Origin of the sequence: Rhizobium sp. BK491 (genome assembly GCF_014194925.1) — a bacterium.
Taxonomy (GTDB): Bacteria; Pseudomonadota; Alphaproteobacteria; order Rhizobiales; family Rhizobiaceae; genus Rhizobium.
This window is the reverse complement of the sequence record NZ_JACIAR010000002.1, coordinates 1,154,333-1,172,040: the sequence shown is the minus strand read 5'-3', so window position 1 is coordinate 1,172,040 and position 17,708 is coordinate 1,154,333. Positions and strand designations below refer to the sequence as shown.

The window sequence follows — 17,708 nt, the reverse complement described above, 5'->3', positions numbered from 1 at the left end:
GGACCTTTCCATCCACGTCAGCCGCGATCGGTATTATCCCGCTGCCGGCTGACGCGCACTGTTCCTTTCCAGAATCAGTGATATCGAGAAATCGAATCTCTTTGTGCAATGCAGCAAATATAAGGAACCTTGTCCGCCTAGAACAGGCACAATGCATCATTGCAGCTATGTGAAATCAGCTTAAATCGATTAGATTTTCGGCCATAAAAAACCGCAGCTGTGTCAGAAATAAGCCCGCGCAAGGGCGAGCAGCTTTGCGTCATCCTTCACGCCCTGGCGATAGAGCTGGATGATCAGCGCGCCGAGGCGCTCTGCCTCAAGGCTGCGAGGGTTCATGCCACGGTCCTTGCAGACGGTGTCCAGTACCTTCTCGAGACGGTCCAGATCGTCTGAAAACAGCGGCAGATCTCGTGGATGTATAGGTGTGTCCAGCATTTGCGCGTCTCGTTGTCCGTTCGGGCAAAAGCACGCAGTACTTCGCCGGCACCCGTTTCACTTCCGACGATAAGGCTGGACTATGCGCCTTGCGTATTGGGTTGGCAAGGAAGCATTTCGGCGCGAAGTATTTCTGATTCGCAAATTTTACGGAAAGTCGAGCGAAGGTACAATTTTAAGTTATGGCATCACCGAGCCTTTATCTGCTTATGCGACAAGCGGAAAAACGGAGGCACAATGATGACCAAATTTCTGATTCGGACCGCTCTCGGCGCGACGCTGGCAACGATGGCCCTGCCCGCCGTCGCACAAAACTTCTCAAACCTTCCCCTACGCAATCCTCGCCAGCCGCCCGAAGGATATATTTCCGTTCAATCCGGAATATCGATTTCCTATCCGGTGGCGGATGGAGACAGCGAGGAGCAGCAGGAGAAGGCCTTGAAATCCTTCTACAAGATTGCGGCCGGCAGCTGCGCCACCCTGCTCGACACCATTGCGGATGCCTGCGAGATCAGTGCTCTGTCGAGCAATAGCGCGGTCAACAATCTCGACAATCGCGGCACGAGACTTTCCATCAATGGACAGGTGACGATGTCGGTGAAACTGAAGGCGCCGACAGCGGCCGCGAAGTAGCCTTGCCCATCGCAGTTCATGATCTCCGCCAAAGCCAACGGATCGGTAAGAAATGGCGGCGATAATCCCCCTCGCAATTGAGGGACGATACCATGGCGAAAGCGAAACGACGCACGCGGCGCAAGCCGCAGTCCAAGGCGGGCAATTCGATGTGGCTATGGGGCGTTGTCGGCCTGGCAACGGTAGCCGGCCTCTACGCCTATGAGCATCGCAAGGATATGCCGTCGATGCTGGCGCATGCCGGAGCAGTTGCCGGCATGCCTCATATGGCTAGGGACGCGCCGGTGCCGGCTGCGAAGCCGCAGATAAAGACGGCAGCGATCACACCCGAGCCTCGAGCCGAATCTTCCCTGCCAGTGCCGCCCGCCGCCATTCCGGTGGCGATGCTGGTCAACAAGATACCGGTCGAACGGCCCATACCCAGCTTGCGAGCCCAGTCCGGCGGCCGCTTCGTGCTTTGCGGCGCCGGCTCCGGGACCAATTGCGTCGTTGACGGCAATACTTTCTGGCAGGACGGCATCAGAATCCAGCTGGCCGATATCGACGTCCCGGATGCCGGTACCGCGCGCTGCCCCAGCGAAAAGCAGCGAGGCGTGGCCGCAAGGCTTCGCCTGCAGGCCATTCTCAACGATGGAAATTTCGTGCTTTCCGGCAGCAACCGCCGCGACGACCCGAATGGCGGCAAGCTGCGCATTGCCATGCGCGCAGGGCGCTCGCTCGGGGACCAGATGGTGTCGGAAGGCTTCGCACGCCGCTGGACCGGCCAGGCGACATCCTGGTGTAGCTGATTTTCAAAAATTCGATTGGGAGTTCAAGGAGATAAATGGTCGGGGCGACTGGACTCGAACCAGCGACCCCTTGACCCCCAGTCAAGTGCGCTACCGGGCTGCGCTACGCCCCGACCTGCCGAAACGGCTTGTTTCGTTTAGAGTTTAGCGTTTCCCGACGCAAGCGAAAAGTAGCGGCCTGCTCAGAAAAAGTTGCCGTTCAGCGGCACAGCCGCCTCGGTCCATGGCTTGGCTGATAAGTGTTATCCGAGGCGCGATAGGAGCGGTAGCGGCTTGCGCAGTCACGCGTATAGGCACCGTAATAGCTCTGCGAGCGCTGGCCGTTAAACAGAGTGCCGGTCACGAACGATTTGAAAAGCACGCCGCTGTCCGAATCGTCGTCATAATAGCTGTCCGAGCCGTGCAGCCGGTGGCCGCTGCGCCAACGATTATGGTGGTGATGATGCCCATGACCGTGGCCGTGATCGCGAACTTGGATGATCTCAGGCTGTTCGGTTGCAAGGACGGTTAGGGCCGGCATGGTGATGGCATTCGCCGGCATGACGGCGCCAGCCGCCAGTAAAAGACCAAAGCCAGCGGCAGTTATCGATCTGGCAATCGTAAACATATGCGACTCCTTCGAAATTCGGCGGCGCTGCGAAGTAAATCTGCATGCAAACCTTGCTGCGGAGCACGCCGTCATTATGTCTATATAGTGATTTGAAGCCACTCTCATAGATGCCCTTCCGCCTTTGTTGCGCGACAGATTGCGCAAGGTGGGAAGTGCGCGGAAAGTCAAGGCAATGAAGCCCCTCTTAGCTCTCATCATATGCGCACCGCTGCTTGCCGCGTGCAACACAACGGACACGGTGCAGCCCATTCCAGGCAGCATCACCTACGGCGGCCAACCGCATATGAAGCTGACACTTTCACCCCCCGGCTCGCAATTCCAGCACCATTTCACCAACCAGTGGGGCCAGGATGTGCTTGAAACCTACATCGTCCAGCCGGACCGAAGCGTGAAGCTCGTCAACCGCCAGGAAATGAGCCCGCCAGACTAACCGCCCGCTGTGACCCGGACGTGAAAACTCCGTCAGCGCGAGCTGACGGAGCTTGGCATGGTGCGGATAAAGATCACACTTACCAGCAGCGATAGCAGCGGCGATAATAGGGACGGCCGTAATAGCCGCGATGGTGGTGATTGTCGCTGACGGCGGCGCCGACGAGAACGCCGCCGATGATGCCGGCGGCAGCCAAAGCGGCGGCCTGGTTTTCAGCCTGTTGCGCCTGGGCGCGATTGGATTGATAAGTCGCGCCGACACAGCGATTGTAACGCTGCGTTCCCGGACGGAACCCTTGCGACTGGCAGGTCATTTCCGCATTCATCGCCGATTCCTGCGGTGTCTGACAGCTCGATAGAATGGTCGATATAGCGACGAGACTCGCCGCCATTGTGGCACGTATGCGCATGTTCCCTCCGGCAATTTTAGATACAACCCTAGGGAAAGCGAAATACAGCTAAAGGTAAGCTTTAGCAAGCCGACCCCACCAAGCATAAGATGAAAATCCGCCGAATGATGGTAAAACTGCACGCAGAGATCGTATCGTGCTTAACAGCGGGATAGCGGGTTAGCACAAAATGAAAAGGCCTCGCTGGATGACGAGGCCCATCTCCGATTAGCAGGCCCGCACTATCCAGGCCGGGGAGCGTTTTCGATCAGAAGTTCCGCTCGAAACGAAGGATGCCGGCGACCGTGTCATCCTTGATGTAGTCGTAATGCACATAGGTGAGTTCCGGCTCGACCAGGAAATCCTTCACCGGATAGATCTTGAGGTTCGTGGTCGCCTCGAACATCTTGGACTCGGTATAGGCAAGCTGGAGGTTCCACTTCAGCTTGTCGTTGATCGGGACGCCGACGCCGCCCCATACTGCCCAGTCACCCCAGCCACATTTGGCGGCATTGACGGTGCCGTTGGATTTCGTGCAGGCCGAGATATCCTGGTTGGTGCCGGCATATTTGTTCAGCTTGTCGCCGTCCGTATTCCAGCCCCCCATCAGGAAGGCTTCCACGCCACCGAATTTGGCGTCAAGACGAGCCTTGATGGCACCTTCCTCGACGATCGAGTCATAGCCGCCGACAACCTTGATGCCCCAGTTGCCTGCCTTGTAACCAAGGCCGGCAACGACGTCGGGAGCATAGTGGTTGGATTTGTCATCCGTCCACCAGCCGGCACCGTAAGAGGCCTCACCGTCGGAGGTGGAATTGGAATCTTCCAGGGAGATCACAGCCGAGAAGCCATTGTCTGGCTCGTATTTATAGGTCAACTGATTGAGCTCGTACGGGCCGTCATAAATCACGTCGTCGTTGACGACGTCACCGGCATAGCCCACGTAAAGATTGTATTGAGAGTCGAGCTTGCCGACCGTGAAGCCGCCGAGGCTGATATTGGCGAACAGCAGCTTGGAGTTGGTTGCGCCTCCATCGTTCCACTCCCAGCGGAAAATGGTGTTGGTCTTCAGCGGACCGTATTCGGTGTCGGTCGCGGTATCGACATTGAGCTCGACACGCTCGTGCCAGAGGGTGCCGACCCTGCTGCGCGGATTGTAAGCGTCATACCACTCGCCCTCGGTGCGAACCTTGCCGCCGATCTTCAGGCAGGTTTCCGTGCCGGGAATATAGAAATAGCCTGTGCCGTATCCATCGCAGATGCGGACATATTCAAGCGGTTCGGGTTGAGCGGCGACAATGGCGTCTGCGGCATGGCCAGCGCCTGCTGCGGCGACAGCAGCGGCGGAGCCAAGAAGAAGGCTCTTGATGTTCATGATATCTCCATTCGACTATTCGTCAGAGATGGAGTCTCCCGGCATACAACAACGTGCCCCTCCATGGCCTGACTGTTCCCTCAAAACAGGGCGAAGCCATAAGCTTCGCCGCCAAACTGGACCTGTGATCTCCACTCATCAAGTTAATAAGGTTTACGAACTAATTTTTACGGCGCAGAAGGGGGAGTGATGTGACAATAATGTCACTCAGCCTTCGCGATAAGAAAACCACCGGCTTGCGCGCATCCAATGCGTGCATGAACTCCATCGCCACAGTTCTCGAATGTCATTTGGAAGAGGCAATATGCTTCAGCAGCAATCCAGCGTAGCTGCCAGCCTCATCGCACCTGGTCAAGAAGGCGCTTGCATTCCAGAAGATCGTAAAGCGTCTCCTGAAGCAAAGCGCGATCTTCCTTGCCGACACTCGATTTTCCGATGGAAACATCCGGCACGCCGTCGTCCCCGCTGACGAAATTGAAGAAGCGGCGGCTGATCGGCGCCTTGGCGCGGCCGACGATCTGATCTTCCTCGGAATTGGCAGAGGCAACGCGGGGCTCGACGGCGGCGGGCTCCTGCGCAGCGGCAAGCGCTTCCACACTGGCGAGATCGCCATGCCCGACGGCGATTACGAACTTGTTGCCATTGGTCTTCAGGAGCTTCTGGACGCCCTTGATCGTATAGCCGTGATCGTAGAGCAGATGGCGGATACCATTCAGCAGGTCGACATCCTCGGGGCGATAATAGCGCCTGCCGCCGCCCCGCTTCATCGGCTTTATCTGCGGAAACCGAGTCTCCCAGAACCGTAGGACATGCTGCGGCAGATCAAGGTCTTCCGCGACTTCGCTGATCGTGCGGAACGCATCCGGGCTCTTGTCCATCATCATACTCCCACACTGCACATGCGGTGCCGTTTAGCCGGATCACACATAAGCGGATTTCGGCATTCGTATCGCTCGATGATACGACTCACCATATTTCAACGGTTTGGCGGAGGAAATTCAAGTCAGATATTCAGCCGTTACACAAGCTTGCGACAAATCGGCAAGCAGATCGGCCTAAAACGACGGCGTCACAAGGCATGTAGCCGGCCGAAATCGAAATCGCGAGGATAATCAGGAGGCGGGATTTGCCGGCTTGGTCTTTGCCTTGCGGCTCGTATGAGCCTTCAGGATACGGGTCTTCAGAACGTTCGACGCCTTGAAGGTCATGACACGCCGCGGGGAAATCGGCACTTCTTCACCGGTCTTCGGATTGCGGCCGATGCGCTCATTCTTGTCGCGCACCTGAAATGTCGCGAACGAGGAGAGCTTTACCGTTTCTCCACGCACGATGGCGTTGCAAATTTCATCGATCACAGTCTCGACGAGTTCCGCCGACTCCGTTCTGGAGAGACCGACTTTCCGGAATACCGACTCCGCCAGGTCTGCGCGCGTCACTGTCTTGCCCGTCATAGCTCCCCGCCCATTTTGCTGCGTAATCTTCTTCAAGTTTTGCGAGACTATTGCCGTTGCGCCGAACGGTCAAGCTCTTGTTCGGAACGGCTTTTAGAGATGCGGCGCTACCAGCGCAGCAGGACCGCGCCCCAGGTGAAGCCACCTCCCATGGCCTCCAGCATCACCAGATCGCCTTTCTTGATCCGTCCGTCACCAGCGGCCACGGCAAGCGCAAGCGGGATGGATGCAGCCGACGTGTTGCCGTGAAGGTCCACGGTGACCACAACCTTCTCGGGAGCAATTCCGAGCTTCTTGGCGGAACCATCGATGATGCGGCGATTGGCCTGATGCGGCACGAGCCAATCGAGATCGTCGGGCGTGGTACCCGTCGCATCGAATGCGGCCTGAATGACGTCGGTGATCATGCCGACGGCGTGCTTGAAGACTTCGCGGCCCGCCATATGGAGAACGCCGACCGTTCCCGTTGTCGACGGGCCGCCATCGACATAGAGCTTGTCCTTGTGCGAACCGTCGGAGCGCAGGCTTGCCGTCAGCACGCCGCGATCGGTATTGGCGCCAGTCCCCTCGCCGGCTTCCAGGATCAGCGCACCGGCACCGTCGCCGAAGAGAACGCAGGTCGTACGATCGGTCCAATTGAGGATGCGGGAAAATGTCTCGGCGCCGATGACGAGCACGCGCTTGGCAAGCCCGCCGCGAATATAGGCGTCGGCCGTGGTTACGGCATAGACGAAGCCGGTGCAGACGGCCTGAACATCGAAGGCAAAGCCATGATGCATGCCGAGCCGGTTCTGGATATTCACCGCCGTCGCGGGAAAAGTATTATCCGGCGTCGAGGTGGCAACGATGATCAGATCGAGATCATCCGGCGTCATGCCGGCATTGGCAAGGGCAGCACGCGCCGCCTGCTCGCCGAGCGAAGCCGTGGTTTCACCTTCGCCGGCGATATAGCGCTGACGGATGCCCGAGCGCTGGACGATCCAGTCGTCGCTGGTATCGACGACCTGCTCCATCTCGGCATTGGTCATGACGCGCTTGGGGAGCGCCGCCCCAAAACCGCGAACAACTGAACGGATCATTCTGCTTGTACCCCGTCTCTCATGCCGCTTCCGGCCCGATAGGGGGCAGCCGTTTGGCATGATATCTCTTCAAATCGTTTTCGATTTTCTGCGTGAGCCCATTCTTGGCCATATCATAGCCGACATCAATGGCGGCTGCGAAGGCTTCTGCATTGGCTCCGCCATGGCTCTTGATGACGATACCGTTAAGGCCGAGGAATACGCCGCCATTGACCTTGCTGGGATCGAGCTTCTCGCGCAGCAGGTCGAAGGCCCCCTTGGCTAATACATAGCCGATACGTGCAAGCAGCGTGCGCGACATCGCGGCGCGCAGATAAGCGCCGATCTGCTTTGCCGTGCCTTCGGCCGCCTTCAGCGCGATATTGCCGGAAAACCCTTCCGTGACGACGACATCGACGGTGCCTTTGCCGATATCGTCGCCTTCGACGAAGCCGTAATATTCAAGCGATTCGAGATTGGCTTCGCGGATCAGGCGCCCGGCGTCCTTGACCTCTTCCTGACCCTTGATTTCCTCGACGCCGACATTCAGCAGGCCGACCGTCGGCCGTTCAATCTCAAAGAGCGCGCGTGCCATGGCGCCGCCCATCAGGGCGAAATCAAGCAATTGCTGGGCATCGGCGCCGATCGTAGCGCCGACATCGAGCACGATGCTTTCGCCGCGCAGCGTCGGCCAGATCGCCGCAATTGCCGGGCGTTCGATATTGGCCATGGTGCGGAGGCAGAATTTCGCCATCGCCATCAGCGCGCCGGTGTTTCCGGCGGATACGACGACATCGGCGTCGCCCGTCTTTACCGCCTCGATCGAGCGCCACATGCTGGAGACGTAGCGACCGCGGCGAAGCGCTTGGCTCGGCTTCTCATCCATACTGATGGCAACTTCGCATTCGTGAAAGACCGATTTCTCGCGAAGCTTGGGATATTTGGCGAGGACCGCCTCGCAGCGTTCCTTCTGTCCGTACATCACGAACGTGATATCGGGATGCCTATCCAGCGCCTTGGCCGCGCCGGGAACAACAACCTCAGGGCCGAAGTCGCCACCCATTAGGTCAAGAGAAATTCTGATCACGCGTCCCTAGTCCTTTTTCTCCGCCGCGACGGGCGAATTTGGCGTCAAAATACCGTTTTCTCCCCCGGTGACAACTGAATTGTGCTCGAACGGCACCGGGGCCTATTCCTTTTTCCAATCTTTCAGAACGGCAAAGGGCGAAGGCTTTCTGTCGTCTTCACCGGTATCTTCAATATGCGCTTCGAACTCGACGCCAGGCTTGCGCGGATAAGGGTCGATGGCCAGGGCGGCAAATTCCGCAACGGCCGCGCCAGCGTCTATCGTATCGCCGGTGAAGGTCTCCGGAAGATCCGGACCATCGGGATCAAGTATCATTTCTCCGGCATCCACAGAAGGCGCACGCGCCAGTTTGGAATCCTCGGGCACGAAGATGTGCTCGAAGTCCTCATCGATATCAGATTCGACCGGCTCGAGTGTGACAACGCAAGCCTGAACGATCTTTGCCTTCACGTTGCCCTTGATGCGCACGCCGTCGCGCTTCCAGCGCGAAATCTTGAGATCGGCTTCGAGCTTGCTGACCAAGAGAACATCCCAAAGGGCTGCGAGCCCAACCAGTTCGCGGTCATCAGCCTCGATGTGCACATCCACCGGATTGGCCGAGATATGCCCTACCTTCACGGGATAGGATAACGGCGTTTCATCGGAGTCGTGTCTTTTCATTTTTATCTCCTAACCGGCCTGTTGACCGACTTTGTCTGGCACCGGCAGCGTCGCCGAGCCCGTGGCGATCTGATCTTCCGTGACGGTCGCCAGATGCGCTTCCGCGATCATCATCCAATCGGCCAATGCACTCATGGAAGCCGCGGCCTCATTCGCCCTGGGATAGATGTTGCGCTGTAACGCCACGGCGAGCGCGGCGCGATCATCGACATCCATGGCGCTCGCATAGCTTTCGAGGCGTCCATAGAACATGCCGGCCAGCTTCTTCATGCGCTTTGGCACGCTATTGTCGCCTATACCAAGCTCGCGGATCGAATAATCGATATCCTCGAAGAAAGCATCCACAATTTCCTGCGCCAGTTCCTGACCGCTTGTCGCCGAAGACCGCGTGCGTCGAAAGAACAGGATCATCATGACAGACAGTAACTCGAAACGCCCCATCACCGTATCCGGCACGTTGTAATCGGTATAAAAAACCGGCTGCCGCGCCACGGAGGTCAAGGTTTCGTACTGCCTGACGACGATGATCTGATTGTGATTTCTTTTGCGGAAGAGCCCAAAAATCATGAAAATTCCCGGAATTGGCTCCCTCGGAGCGCCCCGTTTTTGCTTGGCCTTGTTGCATCCACGCAAAAGCTGGTTTACCGAAGCAGGCGCGAATTGCAATGCCGTTTGTGCCCGCTTCGAGGCTCCAGCCCTTACCGTCGTCACGTTGTGCATGATCGGTGACGAAGAGTGCCGAACAACATGATTGTGCCTTTTGCCATCGCGGAAAGGACACAATGATGTGTACAGCAAGGTCATACCGGCCGTCCGGCCATCGGATTGATTCATTAGGGGAGATGAGATGTCGTTGACCAGACGGTATTTCAAGTCTGACATTACTTTCAGCAGCACTGCCGCCATCGCCCTGGTGATTGCGACCATGGGCCTTTCCGGTTGCAAGACCAGCGAGGTCATGAACAACGGCTACATCTTCGATCCGCAGTCGCTGGCGCTTGCGCCGGTCGGTTCGAGCCGCGAGCAGGTTCTGCTTTCGCTCGGTACGCCCTCGACCACAGCGACCTTTGACGGTGAAGTCTTCTATTATATCTCCCAGAAGCGCACGCGTGCCGCCGCCTTCATGAAGCCGAAGCTGGTAGACCAGAACATTCTTGCGATCTATTTCGACAAGGACGGCGTGGTGAAGCAGGAAGCCAACTATACGCTTAAGGACGGCAGGGTCTTCGACATGATCAGCCGCACGACCCCAACCGGCGGCCGCGACATCACCTTCCTGCAGCAGATCCTCCAGGGCAGCGGCAGCGGCGTCAACGGCGCGAGGAACTTCCTCAACAACCTCAACCCGGGCCAATAAGCCGGGATACCGCTTCAACGAAAAACCCGCGAGGCATAGCGTCTCGCGGGTTTTCTTTTGCATTCAGTTTGCTTAGCCGGCGAGAATAGCAAGCAGAAGCAGGGCCACGATATTCGTGATCTTGATCGCCGGATTGACTGCCGGGCCTGCCGTGTCCTTGTAGGGATCGCCGACGGTGTCACCCGTGACTGAAGCCTTGTGGGCTTCCGAGCCCTTCATATGACGCGTGCCGTCCTTGTCGACGAAACCGTCCTCGAAGCTCTTCTTGGCGTTGTCCCAGGCACCGCCGCCCGACGTCATCGAAATGGCGACAAAGAGGCCGTTGATGATTACGCCGAGCAAGGAAGCGCCGAGAGCCGCAAAGGCCGATGCCTTGGAGCCGGAAAGCAGCAGGACACCAAAATAGACGACGACCGGCGCCAGAACCGGCAGCAGCGACGGGATGATCATTTCCCGAATAGCGGCCTTGGTCAGAAGGTCGACGGCGCGGCCGTAATCGGGACGCTCCGTGCCCTGCATGATGCCGGGTTTCTCACGAAACTGCCGGCGCACCTCCTCCACGATCGAACCGGCGGCGCGGCCGACGGCCGTCATTGCAATCCCGCCGAAGAGATAGGGAATGAGGCCGCCGAACAGCAGACCGGCAACGACATAGGGGTTCGAAAGCTCGAACGAGATCGTGCCGATATTGGCGAAGTACGGATATTTGTCACCGTGAGCCGCGAAATACTGCAGGTCGTTCGAATAGGCAGCGAACAGCACGAGCGCGCCGAGGCCGGCCGAGCCGATGGCGTAACCCTTGGTAACGGCCTTGGTGGTATTGCCGACCGCGTCCAGTGCGTCGGTGGATTTGCGCACCTCCGGCGGAAGATGCGACATTTCCGCGATGCCGCCGGCATTGTCCGTGACCGGGCCGAAGGCATCGAGAGCGACGATCATGCCGGCAAGGCCGAGCATGGCGGTAACCGCAATACCTGTGCCGAATAGACCGCCAAGCTGGTAGGTGGCGATGATGCCGCCAACGATGACGATCGCCGGCAGTGCCGTCGATTCCAGCGAGACGGCAAGGCCCTGGATGACGTTGGTGCCGTGACCGGTGACCGACGCCTGGGCGATGGAATTGACCGGCCGCTTGTTCGTGCCGGTGTAGTATTCGGTGATGACGACGATCAGCGCCGTAACGATCAGGCCGACGATGCCGCAAGCGAACAGCTTTGTCCCGGTGACGTCGAAGCCGGCCACCGTGCCGACAGAACCCCAACCGATGGTCAATGACGTCGCTGCGGCCAGACCGACGATCGACAAGACGCCGGTTGCGATAAGCCCCTTGTAGAGGGCACCCATGATCGAGCCATTGACACCGAGCTTCACGAAGAAGGTGCCGATGATCGAGGTGATGATGCAGGCGCCGCAGATTGCCAGCGGATAGATCATGGCCGAACCGAGGAGCGGCGAGCCGGCGAAGAAGATCGAGGCGAGAACCATGGTCGCGACAACCGAAACCGCGTAAGTCTCGAACAGGTCGGCCGCCATGCCGGCGCAATCGCCGACATTGTCGCCGACATTGTCGGCGATGGTGGCGGGATTGCGCGGATCGTCTTCCGGAATACCGGCCTCGACCTTGCCGACCAGGTCGCCGCCGACATCCGCACCCTTGGTGAAAATGCCGCCGCCGAGACGGGCGAAGATCGAGATCAGCGAAGCGCCGAAACCAAGGGCGACGAGCGCATCGATCACGTCACGCGAACCGGCTTCATGACCGAGGATGCCGGTCAGGACGTAGAAGTAGATGGAAACGCCGAGCAAAGCGAGACCCGCAACCAGCATGCCGGTGATGGCACCCGACTTGAAGGCGATATCGAGGCCTGCGGATAGGCTCTGCGACGAGGCTTGCGCGGTGCGGACATTGGCGCGCACGGAGACATGCATGCCGATGAAACCTGCGGCGCCCGAGAGGATTGCGCCGATCAGGAAGCCGAAAGCGGCTTCGGCCGACAAGAGGAGCCAGGCCGCGATGAAAACGATGATCCCGACGATGGCGATGGTTCTATATTGGCGCGCCAGATAGGCTTGCGCTCCTTCACGAATATACCCGGCAATCTCCTGCATGCGGGCGTTGCCCTGATCGGCAGCGAGCACCGACCGGGTTGCCCATACGGCGTAAATCACCGAGAGCAGTCCGCATGCGATTACTCCTAAAAGAATCGACATTTCGCTTTTTCCCTCCAAAAAAGCCGGCGGTTCACTCCTCCCCCGGCCGCCTGCGACAACGGTCGATCCCCTCCTCCAGGAGATCGGCTGATGTGCAGTTGCGAGATTGATGGTGGGAAAACGTCGCGTCAAGACCGTCCGCGGGTAAAACACCCGCAGAAGGTTCAAAAGAATATTCGAAGATGAAATCAGGCGCGAACGAAGGAAACGAAAATGCGTTATGCCGCGATCCCAGCGTCCGGCGCGGTTTTATTTCTTCGCTTCGCCGCGAATCTGCTTGGCGATTCGGTCGAGCACGGCATTCACGAGCTTGGGCTCGTCCTCCTCGAAGAAGGCATGCGCGATCTCGACATATTCGGTGACGATGACCGGGACCGGCACGTCCTTGCGGTCGATAAGCTCGAAGGTGCCGGCGCGCAGGATGGCGCGCACTGTGCTGTCGAGACGCGACAGTGCCCAGTCGTCCTGAAGCGCGGAGCCGATCAGCGGATCAAGCCGCGTCTGCTCACGCACGACACCCGATACGATAGAGCGGAACCAGGATGCATCGGCCTTCAGATAGGTCTCGCCATCCAGCTCCTGCCCCAAGCGGTGCGCCTCGTATTCAGCCACAACCTCCAGAACGCCGGTTCCGCCGATATCCATCTGATAGAGCGCCTGAACCGCCGCTAGACGTGCGGCACCTCGCTGATTGGCGGGCTTGGCCGGTCGCTCGTTATCCTGATTGCTCATGTATTATGCACCCAACTTCTCTTTCAGCGCGATCATGGTCAGCGCCGCACGGGCGGCAAAGCCGCCCTTGTCCTTGTCCGAACGGCGCACACGCGCCCATGCCTGTTCATCGTTCTCGACGGTAAGAATACCATTGCCGATCGCGAGGGATTCGCTGACCGCCAGATCCATCAGTGCCCGCGAGGATTCATTGGCAACGATATCGAAATGATAAGTCTCGCCGCGGATAACCATACCGAGAGCCACATAGCCGTCATAAACAACATTACCATTGTCCCCGCCATCAAGCGCCATGGCAATTGCCGCCGGAATCTCCAGCGCGCCGGGCACTGTCACGATATCGTAGGTCGCCCCAGCCGCGTCGAGGGCTGCCTTGGCGCCATCGAGCAGGGCATCGGCCATATCGTCATAGAAGCGGGCTTCGACGATAAGGATATGAGCGTTGGAAGAGCTGGTCATACATCACCTGCGATTTGAGAGGGCGCGGCACCTTGTTAGGCCCGGGTCAAACCACGGCAGGCCTCGCTTGGCAAGTGTTTTTCAATGGCCCGCGCCGATTCCGACCCTATTTGGAAATGATCGGCACACCGCGGAAATTGTGGCTTCCGCACACGCAACCGCTTCGATAATAATTTGGAGCCTGCAAGGGGGAGGTTCATGACGAAGAAATCCGCACCCGCCGTCAACGTCGGCGAACTCGAGCTGGAACACTGGCAGCAAGGCAGCTTCTTTGCCGGCAGCGACACCTCCTTCGGGGCGAAGCTCGGGCTGAGGCAGCTCGGCATCAGCTACAACGAAGTGCCTCCGGGCAAATCCGGCTGTCCGTTTCACAATCATCACGTCGAGGAGGAGATGTTCGTCATTCTCGACGGCGAAGGCGAATATCGCTTCGGCGACCAGCGCATCGCGGTCAGCAAAGGCGATGTTCTTGGAGCTCCGGCCGGCGGCCCCGAAACAGCGCATCAGCTGATCAATGTCGGCCCCGGCGTGCTCACCTACCTAGCCATTTCCACCAAGGCTCGAACCGAGATCGTCGAATATCCCGATTCCGGCAAGTTCCTGGCCAAAACCTATAGCGACGGCAAGACGGCGTTCCGTGCCATCGGCCGCGCCGCTGCCACCAACCTCGACTACTGGGACGGCGAGCCCGGCGCCTCGAACAACTGACCATCACCAAAACCATTTTCAGCAAAGATTTAATCCGATGACCCATATACCGACACTGACGACCGACCGGCTTCTGCTGCGCGGCCATACGCTTGATGATTTCGACGAATTCCTCGAGCTCTGGAAACACAAGGAGATCGTGCGCTTCATCGGCGGCGAGATGCCGACACGCGAGCAGGTTTGGGCCCGCCTGTTACGCTATGCCGGCCTGTGGCATCATCTCGGCTTCGGTTTCTTTGCCGTCGAGGAGCGTCAAAGCGGCCGGCTGATCGGCGAAGTGGGATTTCTGGATCTGCATCGCGACATGACGCCGATGACGGAAGGCACGCTGGAAGCCGGCTGGGGCATTACGCCGCCGATGCAGGGCAAGGGCTATGCGACGGAGGCCATGAACGCGGCCATCGCCTGGGCGGACAGACAGTTCGCAGGACGGCGCATGACCTGCATCGTAGACCTTGAGAACCTACCGTCGTTGCGGGTTGCCGAAAAGATCGGCTTCCGGCGTATCGATAAGCTCATGCTCAAGGACAGATCCAACGCCATCTTCGAACGTTAGCCGTTGCAGGGGTGAACCATCGTGCCGGTTTCGCAGAAAAGGTTTTCTGTCAAACGCTACGAACCAAGCGACGCCCGAGCCACAATCGAGATTTTCCTGCGGGCCGTTCGTGAGGTCGCATCGAAAGACTACAGTCCGGAGCAGGTCGCTGCTTGGGGCAAAGGTCGATGATGCCGGAGTCTGGGCACAGTATCGGGCAAGCCGACCGACCTGGCTTGCTGTCGATGGTTCTACACCCATCGGTTTTACCGATCTACAATCGGATGGATGCCTGGATATGATGTTCGTTTCGCCGGATTATCAGGGAAAGGGCGTCGCCAGCCTTTTACTAGAGACGGTCGAAAGGGCCGCTCGCGAACAGGGCTTGCAACGGATTTTCACCGAAGCAAGCTTGACCGCCCGCCCATTCTTCGAGCGCAGAGGCTTTATCACCTTAGCTGCGCAGCAGGTGGAAAAGCGCGGCCAGATATTGTCGAATTTTCTTATGGAAAAAACACTTGCTTAGGCCGGAAAGGCGCCGATCGACGCCTTCTTGCGGCGAGCTTACGAAACTCAGGATTCGCGGACCGCGGGGAATTCCGCCAGACGAGCGGCGTAGCGTGCCATGGTGTCGACTTCGAAATTGACAAAGTCGCCAGCCTTACGCTCGCCCCAGGTCGTGACCTCCAGGGAATGGCGGATCAGCAGCACGTCGAACTCCGTACCCTCGACGGCATTGACGGTCAGCGAGGTGCCATCGAGCGCGACCGAACCCTTCGGCGCGACGAACCTGGCAAGATGTTTCGGCGCGCGCAGACGGAAGCGCGTGGCCTCACCCTCTGATGTTACCGACAGGATTTCCGCCTTGCCATCGATATGGCCGGACACGATGTGACCGCCGAGTTCGTCGCCGATCTTCAGCGAGCGTTCAAGATTGATCTTGGCGCCTGCTTCCCAGGTGCCGATGGTCGTCAGGCGGAGAGCCTCTTCCCAGGCCTCGACCTCGAACCATCGTCCGTTGCTGCCCTGTTCAGGCAGACCCGTAACCGTCAGGCAGACGCCGGCGTGCGAGATAGATGCGCCCATATCGATCGTCGCGGGATCGTAATTGGTGGCAACGCGCAGCTTGATGCCTTCCTTCAACGGGGAAATGGATTCGACCGTGCCGACGTCGGTGATAATTCCGGTAAACATCAAAAACCTCTTTCGTATTCGTCGCAGAGATCGTCGCCGAAGCGGCTCTGGCCAACATGAATAAAATCAGCTGGGATATTGGATTTCAGAACCGGCGATTCAATACCACCCTCGCCGATCTCGGCAGGACCTTGAAACAGCAGGATACGGTCGACCATTCCAGCGTCGAGGAAGCGCCGTGCCGTCTTGGCGCCTCCCTCCACCAGCAGCGACGAGATACCACGGGTGCCTAATGCCTCCAGTAGCTCGCCCGGCTCGCGCGAATTGGATTGCAAGACCTCGACGCCGGCGGCATCCAGCGCTGCGCGGCGTCCGAGGAATGCGGCGTCGGTATTCTCGTCAAACGGCGGCGGATGGCCGGCGACCGCGATCACCGGATATTGCCGGGCCGTGCGGACCAGCTTGCTGCCAAGGGGAAGCCGCAGCTCGTCGTCAATGACGATGCGCAGCGGCGTGCGATCCTCCAGGCCGGGGAGCCGACAGGTCAATTCCGGATCATCTGCTATCGCCGTACCTATGCCGACAAGAATGGCATCGCTTTCCGCCCGCAGCATCTGCACCTCAGCGCGTGCGGCATCGCCGGTGATGCGAACCTGCCCCGCACCCCTCTTGCCAATCATGCCATCGGCGGAAATCGCAAGCTTGAGAGTCACATAGGGGCGGTTTCTCGTCTGGCGCATGAGATAACCGGCGAGAGATCGCCTGCCTTCCGTCTCCAGAACACCGGTGTCGACCTCAATGCCAGCCTCGCGCAGCATGGTGATGCCGCGCCCGGAGACGCGCTGGTCGGGATCGGTGACGCTGATGACGACGCGTGCAACGCCGTAAGCGATCAGCGCCTCGGCGCATGGCGGCGTCTTGCCGTAGTGCGAGCAAGGCTCAAGCGTCACGTAGGCGGTGGCACCTCTGGCCCCCTCACCTGCCTCGGCCAGCGCCTGAGGCTCGGCATGCGGGCGCCCGCCAAGCGCGGTCACACCGCTGCCGATAATTACGCCATCCTTGACGATAAGGCAGCCGACGGATGGATTGGTGGAAGTCAACCCCAGATGCCGGCGCGACAGTCGGATGGCCGCGGCCATGAAATGCTCGTCCTCGGGCCGCAGCGCCATGGTTCAAGGGTCCAGCGGATCGCGAGCGATCTTGGCGTTGATCTCGTCGATCACGTGCTCGAAATCCTCCGCATGCGAAAAATCGCGGTAGACGGAGGCGTAGCGTACAAAGGCGACGTCATCGAGGCTCTTCAGCGCTTCCAGCACCTGCAGACCGATCTGCTCGGAGCTGATTTCGGTCTCGCCCGAGCTTTCGAGGCGGCGCACGATGCCCGATACGGCCCGCTCGATCCGGTCACGATCGACCGGGCGCTTGCGCAGCGCGATCTCGAAGGAGCGCACCAGCTTGTCGCGATCGAACAGCACCTTGCGGCCCGTCTTCTTGATAACCATGAGCTCGCGCAACTGCACGCGCTCGAAGGTGGTGAAGCGGCCGCCGCAATCCGGACAAATGCGCCGACGGCGGATGGACGTATTGTCCTCCGCCGGGCGCGAATCCTTGACCTGGGTGTCTTCTGAGCCGCAATAGGGGCAGCGCATGCGCTCTC

21 protein-coding genes, 1 tRNA gene and 2 pseudogenes are annotated in these 17,708 nt (G+C 59.1%); 7 read left to right on the top strand and 17 right to left on the bottom strand.

Features of this window, described 5'->3' with window-relative positions:
- Positions 1-222: 222 nt before the first annotated feature.
- Positions 223-435 (bottom strand): hypothetical protein, encoded by a 213-nt coding sequence (locus tag FHX05_RS13630; protein ID WP_015339447.1) that lies wholly within the window; start codon positions 433-435, stop codon positions 223-225.
- A gap of 240 nt (positions 436-675) precedes the next feature.
- Here FHX05_RS13630 and FHX05_RS13625 point away from each other — a divergent pair, with 240 nt between their 5' ends.
- Entirely contained in the window at positions 676-1,068 is a 393-nt protein-coding gene (locus tag FHX05_RS13625; protein WP_246698908.1) for a hypothetical protein, read from the top strand.
- Positions 1,069-1,160: 92 nt separating this feature from the next.
- On the top strand, positions 1,161-1,856 hold the full coding sequence (locus FHX05_RS13620) for a thermonuclease family protein (RefSeq protein ID WP_183872219.1): 696 nt from the start codon (positions 1,161-1,163) through the stop codon (positions 1,854-1,856).
- Between the two features lie 36 nt (positions 1,857-1,892).
- Here the strand turns inward: FHX05_RS13620 and FHX05_RS13615 are convergent.
- Together FHX05_RS13615 and FHX05_RS13610 are read right to left on the bottom strand one after the other, a co-directional pair.
- A tRNA-Pro gene (locus FHX05_RS13615) sits at positions 1,893-1,969 on the bottom strand.
- An 86-nt stretch (positions 1,970-2,055) separates the two neighbouring features.
- Positions 2,056-2,463 (bottom strand): BA14K family protein, encoded by a 408-nt coding sequence (locus tag FHX05_RS13610; RefSeq protein WP_183872217.1) that lies wholly within the window; start codon positions 2,461-2,463, stop codon positions 2,056-2,058.
- 175 nt (positions 2,464-2,638) lie between these two features.
- Here FHX05_RS13610 and FHX05_RS13605 point away from each other — a divergent pair, with 175 nt between their 5' ends.
- Positions 2,639-2,896, top strand: a complete 258-nt coding sequence (locus FHX05_RS13605; protein WP_112337853.1) for a hypothetical protein — start codon at positions 2,639-2,641, stop codon at positions 2,894-2,896.
- Between the two features lie 79 nt (positions 2,897-2,975).
- Here the strand turns inward: FHX05_RS13605 and FHX05_RS13600 are convergent, their stop codons facing one another.
- The 8 genes and pseudogenes from FHX05_RS13600 to FHX05_RS30345 all read right to left on the bottom strand — a co-directional run bounded on the left by FHX05_RS13600 (position 2,976) and on the right by FHX05_RS30345 (position 9,540).
- On the bottom strand, positions 2,976-3,305 hold the full coding sequence (locus FHX05_RS13600; RefSeq protein WP_069616257.1) for a hypothetical protein: 330 nt from the start codon (positions 3,303-3,305) through the stop codon (positions 2,976-2,978).
- 247 nt (positions 3,306-3,552) lie between these two features.
- Positions 3,553-4,659 carry a porin gene (locus FHX05_RS13595; protein ID WP_112607227.1) on the bottom strand — a complete coding sequence of 369 codons (1,107 nt, stop codon included), beginning with the start codon at positions 4,657-4,659 and terminating at the stop codon, positions 3,553-3,555.
- A 338-nt stretch (positions 4,660-4,997) separates the two neighbouring features.
- Positions 4,998-5,543, bottom strand: a complete 546-nt coding sequence (locus FHX05_RS13590) for a MerR family transcriptional regulator (protein ID WP_106997502.1) — start codon at positions 5,541-5,543, stop codon at positions 4,998-5,000.
- Between the two features lie 228 nt (positions 5,544-5,771).
- The gene (locus FHX05_RS13585; protein WP_041677339.1) at positions 5,772-6,110 is read right to left on the bottom strand and encodes an integration host factor subunit alpha; all 339 of its coding nucleotides are present in this window, start codon (positions 6,108-6,110) and stop codon (positions 5,772-5,774) included.
- A gap of 107 nt (positions 6,111-6,217) precedes the next feature.
- Entirely contained in the window at positions 6,218-7,189 is a 972-nt protein-coding gene (locus tag FHX05_RS13580) for a beta-ketoacyl-ACP synthase III (RefSeq protein WP_041677338.1), read from the bottom strand.
- A 19-nt stretch (positions 7,190-7,208) separates the two neighbouring features.
- The gene (plsX, locus tag FHX05_RS13575; RefSeq protein WP_112337857.1) at positions 7,209-8,255 is read right to left on the bottom strand and encodes a phosphate acyltransferase PlsX; all 1,047 of its coding nucleotides are present in this window, start codon (positions 8,253-8,255) and stop codon (positions 7,209-7,211) included.
- A 102-nt stretch (positions 8,256-8,357) separates the two neighbouring features.
- Positions 8,358-8,915 carry a YceD family protein gene (locus tag FHX05_RS13570; protein WP_183872215.1) on the bottom strand — a complete coding sequence of 186 codons (558 nt, stop codon included), beginning with the start codon at positions 8,913-8,915 and terminating at the stop codon, positions 8,358-8,360.
- A gap of 9 nt (positions 8,916-8,924) precedes the next feature.
- A pseudogene (locus tag FHX05_RS30345) lies at positions 8,925-9,540 on the bottom strand (ubiquinol-cytochrome C chaperone family protein).
- A 222-nt stretch (positions 9,541-9,762) separates the two neighbouring features.
- Between FHX05_RS30345 and FHX05_RS13560 the strand changes: the two are divergent.
- Positions 9,763-10,272 (top strand): outer membrane protein assembly factor BamE, encoded by a 510-nt coding sequence (locus FHX05_RS13560; RefSeq protein ID WP_015339434.1) that lies wholly within the window; start codon positions 9,763-9,765, stop codon positions 10,270-10,272.
- A 72-nt stretch (positions 10,273-10,344) separates the two neighbouring features.
- On the opposite strand, the gene FHX05_RS13555 is transcribed toward FHX05_RS13560, so the two are convergent.
- The 3 genes from FHX05_RS13555 to ribH form a co-directional block, all read right to left on the bottom strand.
- Complete coding sequence (locus FHX05_RS13555; RefSeq protein ID WP_112337860.1) at positions 10,345-12,483, bottom strand: sodium-translocating pyrophosphatase; 2,139 nt, start codon at positions 12,481-12,483, stop codon at positions 10,345-10,347.
- A 249-nt stretch (positions 12,484-12,732) separates the two neighbouring features.
- A complete protein-coding gene (nusB, locus tag FHX05_RS13550) occupies positions 12,733-13,215 on the bottom strand; it encodes a transcription antitermination factor NusB (RefSeq protein ID WP_015339432.1) in 483 nt (160 codons plus the stop codon).
- Positions 13,216-13,218: 3 nt separating this feature from the next.
- The gene (gene ribH, locus FHX05_RS13545) at positions 13,219-13,674 is read right to left on the bottom strand and encodes a 6,7-dimethyl-8-ribityllumazine synthase (RefSeq protein ID WP_183710412.1); all 456 of its coding nucleotides are present in this window, start codon (positions 13,672-13,674) and stop codon (positions 13,219-13,221) included.
- A 198-nt stretch (positions 13,675-13,872) separates the two neighbouring features.
- On the opposite strand from ribH, the gene FHX05_RS13540 reads away from it, so the two are divergent.
- From FHX05_RS13540 to FHX05_RS13530, 3 genes and pseudogenes are all read left to right on the top strand, one after another.
- Complete coding sequence (locus FHX05_RS13540; protein WP_183872213.1) at positions 13,873-14,382, top strand: cupin domain-containing protein; 510 nt, start codon at positions 13,873-13,875, stop codon at positions 14,380-14,382.
- Positions 14,383-14,419: 37 nt separating this feature from the next.
- A complete protein-coding gene (locus FHX05_RS13535) occupies positions 14,420-14,938 on the top strand; it encodes a GNAT family N-acetyltransferase (protein ID WP_183872211.1) in 519 nt (172 codons plus the stop codon).
- Positions 14,939-14,959: 21 nt separating this feature from the next.
- Positions 14,960-15,443: pseudogene (locus tag FHX05_RS13530) on the top strand (GNAT family N-acetyltransferase).
- A gap of 47 nt (positions 15,444-15,490) precedes the next feature.
- On the opposite strand, the gene FHX05_RS13525 reads toward FHX05_RS13530, so the two are convergent.
- Genes FHX05_RS13525 through nrdR form a run of 3 tightly spaced genes read right to left on the bottom strand, consistent with a single transcriptional unit; the run spans position 15,491 to position 17,700 of the window.
- Complete coding sequence (locus FHX05_RS13525) at positions 15,491-16,111, bottom strand: riboflavin synthase (RefSeq protein ID WP_183710415.1); 621 nt, start codon at positions 16,109-16,111, stop codon at positions 15,491-15,493.
- Positions 16,111-17,220, bottom strand: coding sequence for a bifunctional diaminohydroxyphosphoribosylaminopyrimidine deaminase/5-amino-6-(5-phosphoribosylamino)uracil reductase RibD (gene ribD, locus FHX05_RS13520; RefSeq protein ID WP_183872209.1), 1,110 nt, complete (start codon positions 17,218-17,220; stop codon positions 16,111-16,113). Before ribD ends, FHX05_RS13525 begins: the two co-directional genes overlap by 1 nt.
- 3 nt (positions 17,221-17,223) lie before the next feature.
- Positions 17,224-17,700, bottom strand: coding sequence for a transcriptional regulator NrdR (nrdR, locus tag FHX05_RS13515; RefSeq protein WP_047627126.1), 477 nt, complete (start codon positions 17,698-17,700; stop codon positions 17,224-17,226).
- Positions 17,701-17,708 lie beyond the last annotated feature (8 nt).

What these genes read in the sequence shown, in the direction of transcription:
- FHX05_RS13585 (WP_041677339.1), bottom strand. Translation starts at nt 6,110, where the DNA reads ATGACGGGCAAGACAGTGACGCGCGCAGACCTGGCGGAGTCGGTATTC.
- FHX05_RS13630 (WP_015339447.1), bottom strand. Translation starts at nt 435, where the DNA reads ATGCTGGACACACCTATACATCCACGAGATCTGCCGCTGTTTTCAGAC.
- FHX05_RS13605 (WP_112337853.1), top strand. Translation starts at nt 2,639, where the DNA reads ATGAAGCCCCTCTTAGCTCTCATCATATGCGCACCGCTGCTTGCCGCG.
- FHX05_RS13580 (WP_041677338.1), bottom strand. Translation starts at nt 7,189, where the DNA reads ATGATCCGTTCAGTTGTTCGCGGTTTTGGGGCGGCGCTCCCCAAGCGC.
- FHX05_RS13525 (WP_183710415.1), bottom strand. Translation starts at nt 16,111, where the DNA reads ATGTTTACCGGAATTATCACCGACGTCGGCACGGTCGAATCCATTTCC.
- FHX05_RS13570 (WP_183872215.1), bottom strand. Translation starts at nt 8,915, where the DNA reads ATGAAAAGACACGACTCCGATGAAACGCCGTTATCCTATCCCGTGAAG.
- FHX05_RS13620 (WP_183872219.1), top strand. Translation starts at nt 1,161, where the DNA reads ATGGCGAAAGCGAAACGACGCACGCGGCGCAAGCCGCAGTCCAAGGCG.
- FHX05_RS13555 (WP_112337860.1), bottom strand. Translation starts at nt 12,483, where the DNA reads ATGTCGATTCTTTTAGGAGTAATCGCATGCGGACTGCTCTCGGTGATT.
- FHX05_RS13590 (WP_106997502.1), bottom strand. Translation starts at nt 5,543, where the DNA reads ATGATGATGGACAAGAGCCCGGATGCGTTCCGCACGATCAGCGAAGTC.
- ribH (WP_183710412.1), bottom strand. Translation starts at nt 13,674, where the DNA reads ATGACCAGCTCTTCCAACGCTCATATCCTTATCGTCGAAGCCCGCTTC.
- FHX05_RS13610 (WP_183872217.1), bottom strand. Translation starts at nt 2,463, where the DNA reads ATGTTTACGATTGCCAGATCGATAACTGCCGCTGGCTTTGGTCTTTTA.
- nusB (WP_015339432.1), bottom strand. Translation starts at nt 13,215, where the DNA reads ATGAGCAATCAGGATAACGAGCGACCGGCCAAGCCCGCCAATCAGCGA.
- ribD (WP_183872209.1), bottom strand. Translation starts at nt 17,220, where the DNA reads ATGGCGCTGCGGCCCGAGGACGAGCATTTCATGGCCGCGGCCATCCGA.
- nrdR (WP_047627126.1), bottom strand. Translation starts at nt 17,700, where the DNA reads ATGCGCTGCCCCTATTGCGGCTCAGAAGACACCCAGGTCAAGGATTCG.
- FHX05_RS13535 (WP_183872211.1), top strand. Translation starts at nt 14,420, where the DNA reads ATGACCCATATACCGACACTGACGACCGACCGGCTTCTGCTGCGCGGC.
- FHX05_RS13625 (WP_246698908.1), top strand. Translation starts at nt 676, where the DNA reads ATGACCAAATTTCTGATTCGGACCGCTCTCGGCGCGACGCTGGCAACG.
- FHX05_RS13560 (WP_015339434.1), top strand. Translation starts at nt 9,763, where the DNA reads ATGTCGTTGACCAGACGGTATTTCAAGTCTGACATTACTTTCAGCAGC.
- FHX05_RS13540 (WP_183872213.1), top strand. Translation starts at nt 13,873, where the DNA reads ATGACGAAGAAATCCGCACCCGCCGTCAACGTCGGCGAACTCGAGCTG.
- FHX05_RS13600 (WP_069616257.1), bottom strand. Translation starts at nt 3,305, where the DNA reads ATGCGCATACGTGCCACAATGGCGGCGAGTCTCGTCGCTATATCGACC.
- FHX05_RS13595 (WP_112607227.1), bottom strand. Translation starts at nt 4,659, where the DNA reads ATGAACATCAAGAGCCTTCTTCTTGGCTCCGCCGCTGCTGTCGCCGCA.